The sequence below is a fragment of the Desulfobacterales bacterium genome (assembly GCA_034520365.1).
Taxonomy (GTDB): Bacteria; Desulfobacterota; Desulfobacteria; order Desulfobacterales; family Desulfosalsimonadaceae; genus M55B175.
Genome location: JAXHNP010000002.1, coordinates 153,448 through 172,194, shown reverse-complemented (window position 1 = coordinate 172,194; position 18,747 = coordinate 153,448). Strand labels below are relative to the sequence as shown.

At 50.2% G+C, this 18,747-nt stretch carries 19 protein-coding genes; 17 read left to right on the top strand and 2 right to left on the bottom strand.

Annotated features, from left to right (window positions below; translation table 11 throughout):
• Positions 1–141 precede the first annotated feature (141 nt).
• On the top strand, positions 142–957 hold the full coding sequence (locus tag U5L07_01050; GenBank protein ID MDZ7830319.1) for an RNA methyltransferase: 816 nt from the start codon (positions 142–144) through the stop codon (positions 955–957).
• Positions 958–1,226: 269 nt separating this feature from the next.
• A complete protein-coding gene (locus tag U5L07_01045; GenBank protein MDZ7830318.1) occupies positions 1,227–2,750 on the top strand; it encodes a sodium-dependent transporter in 1,524 nt (507 codons plus the stop codon).
• A 7-nt stretch (positions 2,751–2,757) separates the two neighbouring features.
• On the opposite strand, the gene U5L07_01040 is transcribed toward U5L07_01045, so the two are convergent.
• On the bottom strand, positions 2,758–2,958 hold the full coding sequence (locus tag U5L07_01040) for a DUF2905 domain-containing protein (GenBank protein MDZ7830317.1): 201 nt from the start codon (positions 2,956–2,958) through the stop codon (positions 2,758–2,760).
• Between the two features lie 466 nt (positions 2,959–3,424).
• Here U5L07_01040 and U5L07_01035 point away from each other — a divergent pair, with 466 nt between their 5' ends.
• The 15 genes from U5L07_01035 (at position 3,425) to U5L07_00965 (ending at position 17,630) form a co-directional block, all read left to right on the top strand.
• Positions 3,425–3,781 carry a type II toxin-antitoxin system RelE/ParE family toxin gene (locus U5L07_01035; protein MDZ7830316.1) on the top strand — a complete coding sequence of 119 codons (357 nt, stop codon included), beginning with the start codon at positions 3,425–3,427 and terminating at the stop codon, positions 3,779–3,781.
• A gap of 11 nt (positions 3,782–3,792) precedes the next feature.
• Positions 3,793–4,140, top strand: a complete 348-nt coding sequence (locus U5L07_01030) for a HigA family addiction module antitoxin (protein MDZ7830315.1) — start codon at positions 3,793–3,795, stop codon at positions 4,138–4,140.
• Between the two features lie 157 nt (positions 4,141–4,297).
• Entirely contained in the window at positions 4,298–5,341 is a 1,044-nt protein-coding gene (locus U5L07_01025; GenBank protein ID MDZ7830314.1) for a PDDEXK nuclease domain-containing protein, read from the top strand.
• Positions 5,342–5,450: 109 nt separating this feature from the next.
• Positions 5,451–6,914 (top strand): ATP-binding protein, encoded by a 1,464-nt coding sequence (locus U5L07_01020; protein ID MDZ7830313.1) that lies wholly within the window; start codon positions 5,451–5,453, stop codon positions 6,912–6,914.
• Positions 6,915–7,061: 147 nt separating this feature from the next.
• Positions 7,062–7,586, top strand: a complete 525-nt coding sequence (locus U5L07_01015) for a hypothetical protein (protein ID MDZ7830312.1) — start codon at positions 7,062–7,064, stop codon at positions 7,584–7,586.
• A gap of 88 nt (positions 7,587–7,674) precedes the next feature.
• The gene (locus U5L07_01010) at positions 7,675–8,172 is read left to right on the top strand and encodes a hypothetical protein (GenBank protein ID MDZ7830311.1); all 498 of its coding nucleotides are present in this window, start codon (positions 7,675–7,677) and stop codon (positions 8,170–8,172) included.
• Between the two features lie 492 nt (positions 8,173–8,664).
• Positions 8,665–9,018, top strand: a complete 354-nt coding sequence (locus tag U5L07_01005) for a hypothetical protein (protein MDZ7830310.1) — start codon at positions 8,665–8,667, stop codon at positions 9,016–9,018.
• A gap of 339 nt (positions 9,019–9,357) precedes the next feature.
• Positions 9,358–9,651, top strand: a complete 294-nt coding sequence (locus tag U5L07_01000; GenBank protein ID MDZ7830309.1) for a BrnT family toxin — start codon at positions 9,358–9,360, stop codon at positions 9,649–9,651.
• Positions 9,648–9,866, top strand: a complete 219-nt coding sequence (locus U5L07_00995; GenBank protein ID MDZ7830308.1) for a CopG family antitoxin — start codon at positions 9,648–9,650, stop codon at positions 9,864–9,866. The genes U5L07_01000 and U5L07_00995 overlap by 4 nt, the downstream gene beginning before the upstream one ends.
• A gap of 181 nt (positions 9,867–10,047) precedes the next feature.
• Positions 10,048–10,620 carry a calcium-binding protein gene (locus tag U5L07_00990; GenBank protein ID MDZ7830307.1) on the top strand — a complete coding sequence of 191 codons (573 nt, stop codon included), beginning with the start codon at positions 10,048–10,050 and terminating at the stop codon, positions 10,618–10,620.
• A gap of 431 nt (positions 10,621–11,051) precedes the next feature.
• Positions 11,052–11,795 carry a hypothetical protein gene (locus U5L07_00985; GenBank protein MDZ7830306.1) on the top strand — a complete coding sequence of 248 codons (744 nt, stop codon included), beginning with the start codon at positions 11,052–11,054 and terminating at the stop codon, positions 11,793–11,795.
• A gap of 206 nt (positions 11,796–12,001) precedes the next feature.
• A complete protein-coding gene (locus tag U5L07_00980) occupies positions 12,002–13,447 on the top strand; it encodes a trimethylamine methyltransferase family protein (protein ID MDZ7830305.1) in 1,446 nt (481 codons plus the stop codon).
• Positions 13,448–13,581: 134 nt separating this feature from the next.
• Entirely contained in the window at positions 13,582–14,037 is a 456-nt protein-coding gene (locus U5L07_00975; protein ID MDZ7830304.1) for a hypothetical protein, read from the top strand.
• Positions 14,038–14,326: 289 nt separating this feature from the next.
• Entirely contained in the window at positions 14,327–16,825 is a 2,499-nt protein-coding gene (locus U5L07_00970; GenBank protein ID MDZ7830303.1) for a PAS domain S-box protein, read from the top strand.
• Positions 16,826–16,859: 34 nt separating this feature from the next.
• The gene (locus tag U5L07_00965; protein ID MDZ7830302.1) at positions 16,860–17,630 is read left to right on the top strand and encodes a transporter substrate-binding domain-containing protein; all 771 of its coding nucleotides are present in this window, start codon (positions 16,860–16,862) and stop codon (positions 17,628–17,630) included.
• Positions 17,631–17,720: 90 nt separating this feature from the next.
• Here the strand turns inward: U5L07_00965 and U5L07_00960 are convergent, their stop codons facing one another.
• Positions 17,721–18,746 carry an NAD-dependent epimerase gene (locus U5L07_00960; GenBank protein ID MDZ7830301.1) on the bottom strand — a complete coding sequence of 342 codons (1,026 nt, stop codon included), beginning with the start codon at positions 18,744–18,746 and terminating at the stop codon, positions 17,721–17,723.
• Between the last annotated feature and the right edge of the window lies 1 nt (position 18,747).

Here is an 18,747-nt window from a genome sequence, read left to right as displayed (position 1 = left end):
TCCAATATCTTTGTTGCGCTGCATCCCTCGGAATTTCACGTACGAATCAGTACGCTGCATTCCTCGGGATTTGCGCGCCGCGATCTTGAACTTTTTTCTTTGCCGTCCCGGAATCGACTTTTTACGAGTTCATCAAATCTGATGCCTGAAAAAATTCTTTTGGACCATATCACCATTGTTTTGAACCACCCCCGGTATCCGGAAAACATCGGCTCAGCCGCCCGGGCCATATGCAATATGGGCCTAAAACGGCTGATCGTGGTCAATCCGGAAAACTATGACATCAAGCGGGCGCTTACCCTGGCCACCCATGCGGCAAGCGATGTGATCCTGCATTCGGCCATCTCAAGCGACCTGGCCAGCGCGGTTTCGGAATATAACTATGTGGTGGGCACCACCGCCCGGCTGGGCGGGCAGCGCCAGGTGATAAAAAATCCGGCGGCACTGGCGGAAAAACTGATTCCCATCTCCCATGAAAACACCATTGCCATTGTCTTCGGCCCGGAGGACCGGGGCCTTACCAACGAGGACCTCCGCCTCTGCCACGCGTTGCTGAACATCCCCACGGCCGAATTCTCATCCATCAATCTGGCCCAGTCCGTCATGCTCATCTGCTATGAACTGTTCAAGGCGAGCCTCCCGGAGTCAAAGGCCTTCGCGCCGCGCATGGCCACCCGCTACGAACTGGACGGGATGTATGATCAATTAAAGGATCTCCTGGTCCGCATCGACTATATCAAGCCGGACAATCCGGACTACTGGATCAATAAGATCCGGCAGTTCTTCTCCCGCATGCCGCTTCGGGCCAAAGAGGTAAGCATTATCCGCGGCGTATACCGGCAGATGAACTGGTATGCCAGAAAATGCTACGAAGACGGCAAAGCCGGCCGGCCCATGGATCCCGCCCTTGAAAACAAGAAATCCGCCAAAAATACCGACCAAAAGCCGGAGGAATAACCCCCTTCTGCGGCAGGGCAAATTTGTTCTGTCTTTTCTTAGGCAGGCACGGTGGCCTGCCCTACGGCCACATGCATCGTAGAGTCGGCCACCGTGCCGACTAATTGTCCGTTAACAGGACCGTGGTTATGGGTTTTGCGGTTAGAACAAATTAGCCGTGCCTTCTGCGGATTTCCGTTTGAACTGAAATGATTTTTCCGCTATGAATCCGGATTAACATAAGTCCGATCTCTAACCCGAGTTTTCACCTCAGCGCAAATGGAGGCGACATGGCGAATGATATCGACAGACCGCAGTGGCGGACCAATTTCGGGTTTCTGTTTGCAGCCATCGGCTCTGCCGTAGGCCTTGGCAATATCTGGCGGTTTCCGTATATCGCCTACGAAAACGGCGGCGGCGCATTTTTATTTCCCTATATCGTGGCGCTTCTCACCGCGGGCATTCCCATTCTGATGCTGGAATTTGCCCTGGGCCACAAGAAAAAAGCCTCTTCCCCGAAAGCCTTTCAAAAAATCGACAGCAAATGGGAGTGGCTCGGCTGGTGGTCCGTGACCTTTGTGATGTTCGGGATTGTGGTCTATTACATCGTGGTCATCGGCTGGTGCGCCAACTTCTTCTGTTTTTCCTTCACCCAAGCCTGGGGGGCGGACCCGAACGATTTTTTCTTTAACTCTTTTTTAAACATATCCTCAGGCGTCTGGGACCTGAAAGGGGTAAACGTCAACATCGCCCTGGCGGTGGCGCTTATCTGGTTCATCAACTGGTCGATCACCTACCAGGGCATTGAAAAGGGGATCGAGCGGGCCGTGAAGCTCATGATGCCGGTGCTCTTTCTGATCACCTTTGTCATCATCATCTGGTCGCTTTTTCTGCAAGGCGCGGGCCAGGGAATTTCGCTGTATCTGACCCCCAATTTTTCCAAGATCATGAACCTGGATGTCTGGATCGCAGCCTACGGGCAGATTTTTTTCTCTTTATCGCTGGGGTTCGGCATTATGATCGCCTATGCCTCGTATCTGCCCAAGAATGCCAATATATTTAAAAACAGCATTATCGTCGCCTTTTCCAACAGCTTTTATGAAATGTTTGCCGGGCTCGGGGTTTTCAGCATTCTGGGCTACATGGCATTCAAACAGGGAATCCCGATCAGCGAAGCGGTCACCAGCGGCATCGGCCTGGCGTTTGTGGCCTACCCTAAGGCGATCTCGCTTATTCCGTTCGGCGAGGTCTTCGGCATGCTCTTCTTCTTTCTGCTCACCATTGCCGGGATCTCATCCTCCATTTCCATCATCGAGGCCTTTTCTTCCGCCATCATCGACAAATTCGGCACATCCCGGCAGAAGGTGGTGACCACGATCTGCATTATCGGATTCTGCGGCTCGATTCTGTTTACCTCCAACGCCGGGCTCTACTGGTTAGACATCGTGGATCATTTCCTCAACCATTACGGGCTGGTGACCGTGGGCATCGTCGAGGCGTTTATCGTGGGCTGGATTTACCGGACCGAGCAGCTGAAAATGCATATCGTCTCTCAACTCGGGCTCACCGGCACGCGGCACAACATTTTTAAATATATCGTGCTCCAGCTCTGGAAATACTGCATCAAGTTCATCACCCCGGTGGCCCTGGGAATTGCGCTGATCAACAGCCTGATGCAGGAATTTGCCGAGCCCTATGAGGGCTACCCCTTATCCGGGATTATCATTTTAGGCGTAGGCTGGCTGATTGTCACCCACATCGTGGCCTTCGGCATATCCGGCCTGCCCTGGGCGGATGAAAAAACGGCGGAGTAAAAGGAACCTACTTCCTGAATATCCATAAAATCACGGACACCACAATACTCACCAGAATCATGGTGGTGATGGGAATGTAGACCTTGAGCCCGGGCCGGTCGATAATAATATCCCCGGGCAGCCGGCCCAGCGGAAGCTTGACCAGCACCGGCCAGGCCAGACCAATCACGATAATCACAGCACCGATGATGATCAGAATTTTCTGCATAAGCACAGATAAAATTGATGCAGTTTCGCCCTCATTCTTTCCTTATCAGCCCCGCGTATTTGCCGATAATTTTCACCTTCCGCCGGGCTTTTAACGCCTTGACCGTTTTTGTGTGGAACATGAATATAACCCATGATTATATCAAAGTTGAAGGATTTTTAAGCTTGCCGCAGATAATACGAAACATTTCCGTCTTCCGCCGCGGCAACCATGAACACATCCTCAATCCGGACGAACAACCCGGAATCATGCGACTGTGACACGCACGGACCCTAAAATTGCTGCCTTGATCTTGCCAAATCAATCGATACCCCATATAATCGCCATAATCAGAAAAGCACTTCCGAATATCTGCGGCCGGGTTTAGTTCAACACGTTTTATCCATCATCCTTGCGCTTTATATGACAATTTTGCCTCTATTCAGGGTTTTACGGCGCCGTTATACTATGCTACCTTTCACATCGGATGAAGGATAAAACGCTGTTTGTTTGCTACAAATATTACATTGACAAGCGTAACCTTTTAGGTTACATTAAAAGTGTCATGATAAAATCCTTTAAACACAGAGGGCTGAAGGACTTTTTTTGCACGGGACGCAAAAAGGGAATAAAGCCTGAACACGCAAACCGGCTTGAAAGGATCCTTGATCGTCTCAATGCCGCATGTGAGATCAAGGATATGAATTACCCCGGCTCCTTCCTTCACCAATTAAGCGGTGATAAAAAGGAATTTTATGCAGTGAAAGTTTCCGGCAACTGGCGAATATTTTTTCAATTTATTGATGGTGATGCATATGTTGTTGATTACGATGATTACCATTAGGGGGTGTATCAATGCGAAAGGTGATTAGACGTCCAACACATCCGGGCAATATTATAAAAGAAGACTATCTCTTGCCGCTATCCATTACAATTAAGGATATGGCCGCAACGCTCGGGGTTTCAAGAAAAACATTATCTAAAATCATAAATGAAAGAGGAGCTATCACCCCTGACATGGCTTTGCGCTTGTCACGTGCGTTTGATACCACTCCGGATTTTTGGCTTAATTTGCAGAAAAATTTTGACCTCTGGCAGGCTGAAATTGAATCGCAGGAATGGAAAAAGGTAAAGCCATATCCGAAAAACAGGCTCCATGATCATAATTTATCGCTTAACAGCGAAAAACAGAATTCAGGCTGACACAAAAAGCCGGCGCAGCTTTGTGCTAATTTGTAAACTGACCCGAAAACACGCGAAAACACAGCGGGCAGTGAAGACTCAGAGGAGATGACTGAAGCCCTGGAGCCGCTGGCAGAAGACACCGCTGATGCCGTGATTGATGAGGAGGATTCCATCAATGAATTCGAATGATACCCCTGACGAAAACAGTCTCGGCAAACAGGGTGATTACCCGCGCCTGCTGACCGAAATCAAGGAGCGCATCCGCTCCGCCCAGTATGAAGCCCTCAAAGCGGTCAACAAGGAACTAGTCGGTTTGTACTGGGACATCGGGCGAATTATCGTGGAACGCCAGGAGACCGAGGGTTGGGGCAAATCTGTGGTAAAACGGTTATCCGCCGATCTGCGGCAGGAATTTCCCGGCGTGAGCGGTTTTTCAGTTCAAAACCTCTGGTACATGCGCCAGTTCTATTCGGAGTACCATGGCAACGAAAGACTCCAACCGCTGGTTGGAGAAATCGCCTGGGCGCATAATCTTGTCATCATGAGCAAATGCAAGGACCCCCTGGAAAGAGAATTTTATATCCGCATGACCCGCAAGTTCGGCTGGTCGAAAAACGTGCTCATTCACCAGATCGACAACCAGAGCTATGAAAAATCCCTGGTGGGTCAGACCAATTTTGACCAGGCGCTGACGCCGGAGTTGCGCGCTCAGGCCAAACTGGCGTTAAGGGACGAGTATACCTTTGATTTTCTGGAGCTGGGTGAAGATCACAGCGAACGGGAGCTGGAACGGGCGCTCATCGCCCGGATCGAGCATTTTCTGAGGAGCATGGGCGGCATGTTCGCCTTTATGGGCAGTCAGTACCGACTGGAGGTGGATGGAAAAGAATTTTTCATCGATCTTCTTCTGTTTCACCGCCGCCTGCGCTGTCTTGTTGCTATTGAACTGAAAATCGGTGAATTTCTGCCGGAGTTCGTCGGCAAGATGCAGTTCTATCTGACGGCGCTGGACAGGCAGGTCCGCCAAGCGGATGAAAACCCCTCCATCGGCATCATTCTCTGCAAAGAGAAAAACCACACAATCGTGGAATATGCCCTACACGACGCCCGAAAGCCCATTGGCGTGGCGACCTATGAGATCACCCGGACGCTGCCGCAATCGTTGAAAGGCCAACTGCCGTCACCGCAGGAGATCGCCCATTTGCTGGAGGATTTATGAATCCGACCGACACAAGCGAAAAAGGCCTGGAAACACTGATTGCTGAGTCGTTCGTGGGAGAAGTAAAATGCGAACCGGACGAAGAAGCCTTCGCCGGGCAGGTGGACCCATGACACACCGGTCTCCCGAATATCTTGCCGGACTGGTCCGCGAGCTGGTGAAGTATCCCGCCGAGACCCCATGGCTGGAGTTCAAGCATAATAACGACAACCCGCAGGAAATGGGGGGGTACATTTCCGCTCTGTCCAATGCCGCCGCACTGGAAGGCAAGGCAAACGCCTATATGCTCTGGGGCATAGATAATCAGTCACGGGAGATTGTTGGCACCCGGTTCCAGCCGTTATCCGCCAAAAAAGGAAACCAGCCCCTTGAAAGCTGGCTTTTGCAGTTGTTGCAGCCAAGGATTCATTTTCGCTTCGATGAAGTGATGATTGACGGTTGCCAGGTGGTTATTCTTGAAATCGAACGGGCATCTCACCGCCCGGTTAGATTCAACGGCAGGGAATATATCCGGGTCGGCGAAGTGAAAAAGCCCCTGAAAGAGGCGCCCGAGCTTGAACGACGGCTCTGGCGTATCTTTGACACCGTCCCCTTTGAAGAAATGATTGCGCTGGAGCAGGCAAGTGCGGATGAGGTGTTGCAGTTGCTCGACTATCCGGCGTACTTCGACCTTCTGGACATTCCGCTGCCTTCGAACCGGGATGGGATACTTGACGCCCTGGCCGAAGACGAACTGATTTTTCGTTGTGATGCGGGCGGTTGGAACATAACGAACCTGGGCGGAGCCCTCTTTGCCAAACAGTTGAAAAAGTTTCCCCGGTTGAGAAGAAAAGCCATCCGGGTTATTCAGTACCGTGGTTCCGGCCGGACCGAGACGTACCGGGAGCAGGAGGGCGGCAAGGGCTATGCATGCGGCTTTGAAGGTCTGATCGATTATATAAACGGATTGTTGCCTGCCAACGAGTTGCTGGGCACCGCACTTCGAAAAGATGTTCCCATGTTTCCGGAGATCGCCATTCGGGAACTGGTGGCCAATGCGTTGATCCATCAGGATTTCTCTGTTACGGGGGCGGGGCCGATGGTGGAAATATTTGATGATCGTATTGAAATCACCAATCCCGGAGAACCTCTGGTGGATACCCAAAGGTTTCTGGATACGCCGCCCAAGTCCCGCAACGAGACCCTGGCCTCCCTTATGCGGCGACTGGGAATTTGCGAAGAACGCGGCAGCGGGATCGATAAAGTGGTTTTTCAAATAGAGCTACACCAACTTCCTGCGCCGTTGTTTGAGATCCCCGACGGGTTTACCCGGAGTGTGCTTTTCGCCCATAAAGATCTGAAGGAAATGGATAAGGCAGACAGAGTGCGGTCTTGTTACCTTCATGCTTGTCTGAAATATGTGAATAGAAGCTTTCTCACAAACGCAAGTTTAAGGGAGAGGTGGGGAATAGAAGAGAAAAACAAAGCGATTGTATCCCGCTATATCCGTGAAGCTCTTGAGGATGGTGCTATTAAGCCATATGATGAAGAAGCAGCCAGAAAAATGATGAAATATGTACCCTACTGGGCCTAAGGCTGATTTCATTGACGGGTAATTGACGGGTAATTGATGGCGCACGGGTAAAAATACTATATGTGATCACCAGAGCGCCGTTAATCACAATATATAGTGGTGATCGTCACTTGATTTAATTGATGGTTGTTTGATGGAGAGGGGTATATGAGCCCAACGGATACAGATGACCACGAGGTGCAGATGTGCACGCATCTCAAGGGCAAGGATTCATGGTTCCTCCCTTTTAACCAGGGATGGGACAACGGGGCCGGAAACCCGCCGAACCCGGCCGGACTGAAGACGGACTACCTCTGGAAGCGCATTCTCACCAAATCCGGCCTGACCGATATCCTGGAGAACTACGCCCAAATCATGGAGGAGAAAGACGAGCGCGGCCGGAAAAAGCAGGACGATAAGAAGATCACCGAGGCCTCCCTGAACGGCTTTCCGAGCAGCAAGATCAAGGCGTATTTCAAGGCGGAGGAAGTGAAAGGGATTTCCGGCAAAGACCCATATCGTTTCCTGATCGTGGCCGACAAGTTCCAGACCGGCTACGACGAGCCGCTGCTGCACACGATGTATGTGGACAAGGTGCTCTCCGGTATCAAGGCGGTGCAGACGCTGTCGCGGCTGAATCGGGCGCATCCGCAGAAGACCGATACCTTTGTGCTGGGCTTCATGATGGCCTAACCTCCCTGCTTCACGCTAACCGGTGTTTTGCGGCGCTCCACACCGGCAGGTGAGCAGCCCGTAACCCCATAGATGAGAGATAGAAAAAATGCCATACACACTTTTCCATAATCATTTTCCTGAAACAGCCGAGCGTGAAACCCGAACGGTCACTGTGCTTGAAGGTTCAAAGTTTAACTTACCACCAGCACATTATTCTTTTCTTGAGATGTTTTGCGATGAACCAGGATGCGACTGCCGGCGGGTTTTCTTGGCTGTGGTGTCATCTCTTCAAAAAGATATACAGGCGGTTATTGCATGGGGCTGGGAAAAACCGGAATTTTATATCAAATGGATGGGAGACAATGATCCGCTTATCATAAAAAATCTTATTGGCCCGGCGTTGAATCTTGCAAGTCCTCAATCGGATGATGCCCCTGCCCTCTTGGATTTATTTCGAAATGTATTGTTGAAAGACACTGTTTTCCTGGATAGGGTAAAACGGCACTATGCTATGTTCCGGGAAAAAATTGACAAAAAGCCAAGCACAGCAGCTCTGAAAAAAAATAAAAGACGGCAGAAGAAAAAACGTTCTGATAAATTATAAAAGACTTCAAGAGCTTCTTACTAGAGGGTCGGGCCAAATTAACCTCTTAAAATTATACAGTATAAACCCAAAACAAGGCCTTTTTTCGGCTTAATAATCCACTTTTTGACCTCAAAAACGACATTTTTGTCATGGCAGGAGCAAAGCGGCACTCCATTCAGGGCCAAATATGGCATCTTTCAGCTTGGTTGTATCCGGGTTCGGCAAATTTTTTTCCGTGATTTTCAATTGCCTTGCCGGGTCTTTTTTGATCAGACCCGGAAATTTTTTAAACTCTTCCCAAAGGGATGACGGTGGAGTATCTCGAAAAAGCTGAAACGGACTTGCGTGCTGTCGCAGAGGTGGACTCCGTACCCGGGTTCGAAGCTGCAACAGAATTTCCGGTGACCGTGAATGTGATAGATAACAATCATACGACAGTCCTTCGGGCGGTTATCCAAATGTGGGTTTCTCCGAAAAAACGGTAATGATGGATCGTTAAGGGGGAAGGTTATGTCTAAATTTACCGAAGGGCTCATTTTTTACGGCGACGACGTAAAGATCGGCAGGTTTCCCGAAGAAACCCGTTTTATTTATCCCAACCCCCTGAGGGCATGCCCGTGGCGATCAACCGGGCCATTGACGAGTCCGATGTCACAATTTCCAAAGCACTTGCGCTGGTTTGCCATCAGCGGGTTGAAAAAGCCGGAGTGGGTTGCCGAAAAAGCCCTGAAGGCGTTTGAAAAGCAAAAATTCCTTTACGTGCCCGGATTCCGGAGCTGGCTGATCCATATCCTGCTCCTCCGCCTTTCCCCCAAACGCATGGTGGACTGGTTCTCCCCCATTTTTTTGCGGGGTAAAGACTGACGCTGTTTTATTCAGCGTGCGTGCGCATCCATTCCATAATGACCTTTTTGAGCGATGCCAGGAGGGTGATTACCTCGACTTTGTCAGTTTTGGAGAATCACAGGTCGTACCATGGATTTCAAAGGCAGAGGAACTCATCAGATATATTTCCAACTTAGTTCAAGAGCATTCCAGTTGAAGCACCACAGTTCTTTTTCCGTGGTTCAGAAAAGACTGGCGCTAACTTTTCTGCTGCACTCTGACCGGTGTTCCGCTGCCGCTGCACACCGGCGGGTGAGCAGCCCGTTCTTCATCAATTCCGCCATTGACATATAATTATAATATATTTACAGTGTAAATATGAAAAATTTGTTTTTTTCCTGGGATGATAAAAAGAATTCTGCAAATCAAAGGCAACATGGCGTATCGTTTGAGGAGGCGCAAACGGTATTTTTTGATGAGTACGCAATTGAATTCGAAGACCCGGATCATTCTGAAACTGAAGATCGTTTTCTCTTACTCGGCTTGAGCCAAAAACTCAGAGTATTGGTAATATGCCAGTGTTTTCGAAAATCTGAATCAGAGATTCGCATCATCTCAGCAAGAAAGGCAACGAAAAAAGAACAAAAAGTATATTTTAAGGTGCTAAAATGAGAAAAGAATACGATTTTGAGAAAATGAAAGGCAAAAGAAATCCTTATGCGAAACACTTGAAGAAACAAGTCACTATTCGTATGGGGGTCGACGTTATCGATTATTTTAAAAAACAGGCGGAAGAGACCGGTATACCTTATCAAAATTTAATAAATTTATATTTGCGGGATTGTGTCCAATCTGAGCGAAAAATTTCTATAAAATGGGTGTCATAAAACAATGAAGGACCATGCCTTTCACTCGGACGTGGATTTCGCTGCGCTACATCCCCGCCGGTGAAGGCCACGTTGTGCGAGAGATGTAAAGAGCAACTTGGCCCAATTGAATGGAAATGATAGGATACGATTATGAGCAAACTGGAAAAGCTGTACGAGCACATTTTGATGCGAAGATCAAATGCGAATGTCTCGTTCGAGACTTGATGCTTCCTGCTCAATCGGCTTGGGTTTGATGAGCGTATCAGAGGGAATCACCATATCTTCACCAAGGAAAGATATTCTTTCTGCAGTAAGAGAGTCCAGAGAACGTTTTGCCGAACAACACAAACCATCAGGAAAGGGTAAGGTCTATATGGAAAAATACGATACTTCTTGGGATCTGGAAGAAAGTGAAAATGGTAATTTGCCTGAGAGTGAAGAGGCTTTCGAAAGGAAATATCAAGAATGGCAGCAACGGCATTGGGAAACATGGCTAAATGAGAAGCTTGATTTTCCATTCCTGGTTGAACGGATGGAAGATGACGATGACGCATATTTTACAGATATAGCAGACCACCAACCATTTAGACTTGGGCATAAAATGAAGGTGATAGGTATTGAGCAAGAAGATGATTTGTACGGTATAATATTGAAAGTAAGAGAAGGACGAAAAGTTGGATATGTTCCCCTTTGTGATGTTGAAGTAATCGATAAAGAAGATCCGAACTTTTGGCCTGTCCGGGAGTATGTTGTTTGGTTTGCCAATAGATAAAAATATCGATGTCAAATTATCGTTTCCTGGCTCCCGGAAAAAAATTGACAACAAGCCAAGAACAGCAGCTCTGAAAAAAATAAAAGACGGCAAAAGAAAAAACGTTCTGATAAATTATAAAAGACTTCAAGAGCTTCTGGGATTCGACCCAAAACACACGGAAGGATAGAAGCTGACCGGCTCTGCGTAAAATGCTGTACCAGTTCGCAGAGAAATCCCGCCGCCGATAACCGCCAACGTTGGCGCCCACATATTTAGCCGATTGATTTCATTGTCTTTCAATTATCTTTATTGTATTCTGGTGGTGAAAATTGGCGAGGAGGGATTGAAAAGTGGTTCCCCGGCCGGTTATGCGGAGCGCTGGGCAACGAGATTGAGTAAGATTAAGACTGAAAGACCGCTCGGCACATTCATAGGGAGAAGAAGAATACATGCGCAATTTCATAATCTACTGGCTGCTTGGCGTCATTCTCAGCATCCCGTCCTCGGCTATAGGTGCTAAACTCGATCTTCAGTTCGAAAGCGGTGGCGTTTGGTTCAGCAAAAATGATGTGCGCATTCCCGGCGATGTCGGCACGAAGTTCGACATGCTGGACCTGACCGGCAACGGACCGGACCCGTATGTTCGCGTCTATGCAACATACGATTTCAACAACCGACACGCTCTGCGCCTCACTGTCGCACCGCTGACAGTCGATGGAACAGGATTGTTGAATGAAGATGTGACGTTTAAGGACGATATGTTCTACACCGATTTGCCGACAAAGGGAACTTACAAGTTCAACACCTACCGGCTGACCTATCGGTGGACCTTTTACAATCGCGAATGCTGGCGCTGGGGGTTCGGCGCGGCCGCGTTGGTTCGAGATGCAGACATCACGCTGGAGCAGGGGGACAAGAGGCAATCCCGAAGTGATCTTGGCCTGGTTCCTCTCCTGCATTTGTACGGCGAATACCGATTTAATGATCAGGCATCCGTCATTATAGACATTGAAGGCGCGTGGTCGCCCATGGGGCGTGCTGTCGATGCGGCCCTCAAGGCACAATACGACTTCGATTCAGGATGGTACGTGGCGGCAGGATACAGGACACTCGAGGGCGGGGCGGACAACGACGATGTCTATACTTTCGCATGGTTGCACTATGCGCTTGTTGAGGCAGGATGGCGGTTTTGAAGCAGCTTTGCTATATGAACCTGGCCTGTGCGAGACATCATTTGACGCAGTAGATGCGGTGAAATTGGAAATCCCGGAAGGTTTCAAATTTTTAAGCTATAAAATGCGTCAACTCCTTTAAAAAAATGCCAAAATCTATATTTGAAAAATTTGGAGCGCTCAATTTAGGGCCGACATACTTAAAGGATAGAACAGCGAGGATTGCAATGAATAAACAGGCAGATGAGACTTTCAGCAAGGGATTAGGCCTGGAAAATGAGGCCCAGTTCGAAAAGGCGAAGGTCATTTATGAGGACCTTCTTAATCATGTCACCGACGAAGCGGTCCTGGAAAAAGTTCGATTTCGGATGGCGGACATCGACGACCTGATCGCGGAAAAGGCTATTTATCAGCGCATTGACGAAAACGCAAAACGGGTACTTACGGAAATCGGCATCAATACCGCCGAAAATCAAACCCTGATGGATTTACTAATGGAAGCCGACGCCGTGGACTTCGAAAACGAAACGGCGCTGTTCATTCCCTTGAAGCGGGACTATATCGATCACTGCCTGGAGCAGGTGCCCCGTGAAATGCCTGGAGACCCGGGAATGAACACCTTTGGCATAGGTGCGACATCCCCCTTTTTCAAGCGGACGGGTGAAGAAGAGCTGCGTCCGGCCAACCGCGAAGAGTACGAAAATATCATCCTCACGGTTGGCGAAAAACAAGATGATGTCGGGATTTTCAGTCTGCCGGTGGCCTGCGACAAAAGCATTTCCCTCTTCGAAATCGCCCAGCTGATGGAGAAAAACTTCCAGGGGCTCAAGATGATCACCACCAGTGCCATGAGCGACGACGAAGTGACCTTTTTGAAGGGGAAAGATGACTGGATCGACGGTACCAGCCTGATTACCTCCTTGGCGCCAATGAATAACATGGTTGATTCTTTTTTGCGTAGTGCCCGCACAGGCAACAACCTTTTATTTGTCGACCAGAGCATGGCCGGCGTCTCCGCCCCCGCTAGCCCGGAGGCTTTCCTGACGCAGAACCATGCACAGGTGCTTTTCATGATGATTGTCGCCCAGACCGTCAACCCGGGCATATTGTGCATACACTGCGGCATCCCCAGCGTAATCGGGTCAGACGGCAATCTTTCCTATAGTTCTCCGCATCAAACATTCATCAACGCAGCCTTGGCTCGGATCAACACCTGGATTACCGGTTATCCCTCCGCCCAGACCGGAGGCAGTACCAGCCTGCGCGATATGACGCCACAGGCGCTTACAGATTCAGAATTGAGCCGCAACGCGCTGCGCAAATATGGGGTGCATATCCTGCGGCATGCCATGGGTGCGCTTGGCAGCCTCAACTTTTTCAGCCTGGAGAAATTTTTGGAAGACTGCGAACGTGAAAAACATTCCAAAATGGTATTTGATGGGATTCCAAAGGATAGAGGCATGATACCCATGTACTTTCCCGGCGACGATCGGGCGCTTGCGGGAATCCGTGAAATTGCCGAGAAGGGTAACCCAAAGGATGCCGAACACACATTGCACAACGTGGATTCGTTCCGCCAGTGGGAGGATACCATTAACCAAGCGGCTAAAAAGAAAGTCTATTACCCGCAGCTCAATGATGTCGTTATCAATGCAATTCAATCCGAGGGGTAATCTTATGAACCAGCGGAGCCAGGGGCGGACCAAATTAACTTTTGAGGAAGCCTTGGCAAACCGTGCGAATTGCCGGGATGAAAGATGGTTCAAAAGTATTACTGTTGGCACTGAGGCGTTTTTAGAAGAGAGTGATGAAGAAAACAGTCCTGCATCGGCTATTTGGAATTGGCTCTATCCCCAAAAAACTGCGTCCAGTGCTTGAGAACGAGGGAATCGTTGTTTTTGATGAAGGTATTGGCGGCTGGTTCGTAACAAAGCATGTTAATGGACCGGGTAAACGATATCGTCACCGCACAGAGGGATTTTCCGGCTGTCTTGTGATAACGAAGGTGCGAGCGGTCTGCTACACATACGGAAAACGTCAGATCAACATCTCTGTTAAAGACCCCAAGATAGCGAACCTGTATGTTGATATGCCTGAAGAGCAAACATTATCTCTTTCGTTCGAGTCATCAAACTTTCGAGAAGGATGGGAGGGTGTGATTGAGTTCCGATTCAATACAGACAAAGCTCTGCTGTTTCGTGATGCTTTTATAGCAATCGGTGCTCAAGGCACTTCAGCGGACGCGGACAAGCCGCGCCGCTGAGTTTTGCATTGGCCTGACCCACCAAATGATGCATCGATAAATGTAAGAGGATATCATGAGTATAAGCAAGGTCATTAAAGAATATAAAATTTGAGGAGTGCTACAAAACAAGAGTTGAACAGGATTGGGACCTTTGGCATGCAATGAACAGCCCTGAAGCAAAACAGATTAAGCGCCTGAAACCAATCACCAAAAATAAGCATTCTTCTGCATAACCAAACTTGAAAATCGCTCAATTTAGGTGATATAATAGCAATCAGATACCCAAAAATAGGGCTTTCATTAGGGCATGACGCATACAGCAAACACCAATAACGCGGGATTTAAAAAAGCGGCCATTGTGGGCGGAATTGTCGCGTTAGTTCTTTTTTTCGCGTTTGTTGTGTTTTATGAAGCGCGTGTCCGGGGACAGGCGCATGCAACAATCGACAAGCACGCCCGGGTCATTGCCGACGCCCTGTGGAATTACAATTATGACGCTGCTTCCGAATACCTGAACCTTGCCTGCCAGTCCGACAACTATGCCTCGCTGTCGGTTTTCGAAGTAAACGGGAGAGTCTTCTATGAGTCGCCCCCGATGGCGCCGGGACCGTTTGAACGCCTCCTGATGGCGGTTAACCTCATACCTGAAATCCCCCTGGACTCGCATGTCCACTACGACGGGAGAAGGATCGGGCGTATCGAGGCGGTATGGAACCCCCGGACGGTATATACCCACGGCGTTGTTCTGGCCTTTTTCATCATGGGGTTTGCGCTTTTTCTTTTTTATGTCAGATTATTTCAGGCCAATCAAACACTTGAAATGCGGGTGCGCGAGCGGACTTCCGCCCTTGCTGCGGCAAACACCGAACTGCAACACGAGATCCGGGAACGGGAGCATATTGAAAAAAAACTGCGCCAGAACGAGGAAAACCTCCGCACCACCCTCGATTCTATCGGTGACGCGGTGATCGCCACCGACATCGGGGGACAAATTGTTCGCATGAATCCGGTCGCACAGGCGCTGACAGGGTGGCGCAAAGAAGAAGCGGTCGGCCAGCCGCTGTCCGAGGTGTTCAACATCGTTGACGCCAGGACGAAGAAAAGGCTGCCCGATCCGGTCAGGCGGGTGCTTGACGCCGGCGGCGTGATCAATTTGGGCGAGCACACCATGCTTTTGGCGTCGGACGGAACAGAATACCGGGTGGATGATTCCGGGGCGCCGATCCAGGATAAAGCCGGCCATACCACCGGCGTCGTGCTGGTGTTCCGAGATATCAGCGAGGACTACCGGATGCGGGAAGCCCTGCGTGAAAGTGAAACGCAACTGCGCAGGGCCCAGGCCGTGGCCCGGATGGGAAGCTGGCAGGTCGATCTCAATACCGGCCGGGTCACCCTTTCCGAGGAAGCGTGCCGGATATATGGCATGGATACTTGCGAAAACAGGCCCCTGCAAGAGCTTAAATTGTTTCCGCTGCCGGAATACCGGGAGATGCTCGATGAAAAGCTGAACGGGTTGTTGCACAGCGAGCAGGAATACGAGGTGGAGTACAGGATTAAACGGCCTGTGGACGGCCAAATCCGGGACATATATTCACTTGGGGCCTACAACCCGGAAAGCAATACCGTAACCGGGACCATCCAGGACGTCACCGAGCGCAAGCAGGCCGAAGCGGAGCTTCAGAAGGTGGACAGATTGAAATCCGTGGGTATGCTGGCGGGCGGTATCGCCCATGATTTCAACAATATACTTACCAGCATTTTCGGCAGCATCTCCGTTGCCAAATCGAAGCTGGAAAGCGGCCATGCGGCCCTCAAACCCCTCGCGGAAGGGGAAAAATCCATGGAGCGGGCGATCCGGTTGACCAACCAACTGCTGACCTTTTCAAAAGGGGGGTATCCGGTCAAGGAAGACGCCCGGCTGGATCAGATTGTAGAAGAAGTGGTTCGTTTTGACCTGTCCGGGAGCAATGTCAAACCGGTTTTTCAATCTGCCGGAGATCTTCGGCTGGCCAGGGTGGACAAAGGGCAGGCCCAGCAGGTGTTCTCCAACCTTGCGATCAATGCCGATCAAGCCATGCCGGAGGGCGGCCATCTCTACATCAGCCTGGAGAATGCGGATATTCCGGAGACGAGCCGGCTGCCGCTTTCACCGGGCAAATATATAAAGGCGGTGGTGCGTGATGACGGCATCGGCATTGACAAAAAGTACCTGGCTCACATCTTCGACCCTTATTACAGCATCCGTCAAAACGGCACGGGAATGGGGCTTGCAACCGTCTATTCCATCATGGAAAGGCACGGCGGGTATATCCATGCGGCCTCGGAACCCGGCAAAGGCACGACCTTCACCCTGTATCTGCCAGCTTCGGAAACAGAGCATCCCCCGGAATCCGAGGGATCTGCACCAGGTGCCCCGGAACTGTCGTATTCCGCCCGGGTCCTGGTCATGGATGACGAAGAGATGATCCGCGATATTGCCTCGGAGATGCTTCAGACATTTGACTGCGAGGTCAAAACCGCCGTGGATGGCGAAGAAGCGGTGGCCATGTACAAAGAGGCCATGGCCTCGGATGCTCCCTTTGACCTGGTCATCATGGACATGACCGTTCCGGGCGGCATGGGCGGGGTGGAGGCATTAAAGAACATTTTAGCGTTTGATCCCGGGGTCAAGGCCGTTGTGTCCAGCGGCTACGCGGAGGATGCAATCCTGGGAAATTTCGCGGACTACGGGTTTAAGGACATTTTATCAAAACCCTATACGCTTGAACGTTTGCGGGAGATGTTGAACCGTGTGCTGCACGTATGACGGCTTTGTAAAAAATCTATTGAAGGAGAATACCATGAAACAAGCCGTCATATTGTTTTGGATCATCGGGTTTCTGGGGTTAAACGGCGATGCGTTCGCCCAATTACCCCCCATTCCGCTGGCGACAGGGGAATGGGCGCCGTACGCCTCCCAGGGCATGGAAGGTTACGGCGTATTTTCCGAGATCGTATCCGCCGCCTTTCACGAGGCGGGCATTGAGCCCCGGTACCAGTTTTATCCATGGAAACGCGCAGGAGAATATGCCCGGGACGGGAGGGTATTTGCTGCCTTTCCTTACAAGATCACGGATGAACGGGAATTGATCTATGATTTCTCAGAGCCGGTGATGATGTCTACGGGACGGTTCTTTTACCTGAAATCACGCTTTCCGCAAGGAATCGAATTTCAGGAACTGGCGGATCTCACCGGGTTCAGAATCGGCGGGGTGTTGGGCTATTGGTATGAAACGGAGTTCGAAAAAGCCGGTCTGACGGTGGAATATGTATCGACGGATAGCCAGAATTTCAAAAAATTATTCGCTGATCGTATAGATTTAGTGGCGTGTGATGAACTGGTGGGCTGGGAGTTGATCAACAGGCTTTATCCCCAAAAGGCTTCTCAGTTTGCAACCATAGAGAAACCCATGAATGAAGATGCGCTTCGACTGATGATTTCCAGAACATACCCCGATGCGGCTGAAATCACCAGTCGCTTCAACGCGGCGTTGAAGCGACTGGTGGCTCAAGGGAATGTAAAGGAAATCCTTGCCGGACAAGGCTTGCAAGACTACCACCCGCCTGAATGAAATCAGGTGCGCTTGCCTCGTGGTATCGAATGGCTTTGAGCAGTATACTGACATGGCGCTCCCCGAAATCACAAGCATGAGGCGCTATGTTCATGAGACTGAATAATACCCCTTATACCACTCCACGAACCGGCGGATGCCCTCTTCGATGCCGGTGACCGGCTTAAACCCCACCGCCTCGTAAAGATCGTCTATATCCGCATAGGTGGCGGGTACATCGCCCGGCTGCATTTCCTGAAACTCTTTTTCCGCTGTCATGCCGAGCTGATTTTCGAGTTCCTCGATAAACCGGGTCAGCTCCACCGGCTGGTTGTTTCCGATATTATACAGCCGGTACCGGGCATACGAGGAGCCCGGGTCCGGGGCATCACCCGACCACTCCGGGTTGGGCGCGGGCAGCTTTTTCATCACCCGAAACACCCCTTCAATGATATCATCGATATAAGTGAAGTCCCGCTGCATTCTGCCGTAATTAAACACCTGAATGGGCTTTTGGGAAAGAATCGCCTCGGTAAATAAAAAAAGCGCCATATCCGGCCGGCCCCAGGGCCCGTAGACTGTGAAGAAGCGGAGGCCGGTGGCCGGGAGATCGTATAAATGGCTGTAGGTATGGGCCAGGAGTTCATTGGCCTTCTTGGTGGCCGCATACAAGGAAACCGGATGGTCCACATTGTCATGGACGGAGAACGGCATTTTGGTATTGGCCCCGTAAACCGAGCTGGATGAGGCAAATACCAGATGCTTTGTGCCGTAATGCCGGCAGCATTCCAGGAGGTTTACAAACCCCACCAGGTTGGCATCCACATACGCGTGGGGATTCTCCAGAGAATACCGGACCCCGGCCTGGGCGGCCAGATTGACCACCACGTCAAACCGTTTTTCTTTAAAAAGTGCGGTCATCGAATCCAGACGGCTTAAATCGATTTCGTGGAATTCAAAACCGTCAAACGGAGAAAGCTCCCTTAAACGCGCCTTTTTCAGCCCAACATCATAGTAGGGATTGAGGTTGTCAATGCCCACCACCGTATAGCCTTCGGTCAAGAGCCGATGGGCCAGATGGAATCCGATAAACCCCGCCGCCCCGGTTACCAACACATGCTTGAAATCCAGATTCATA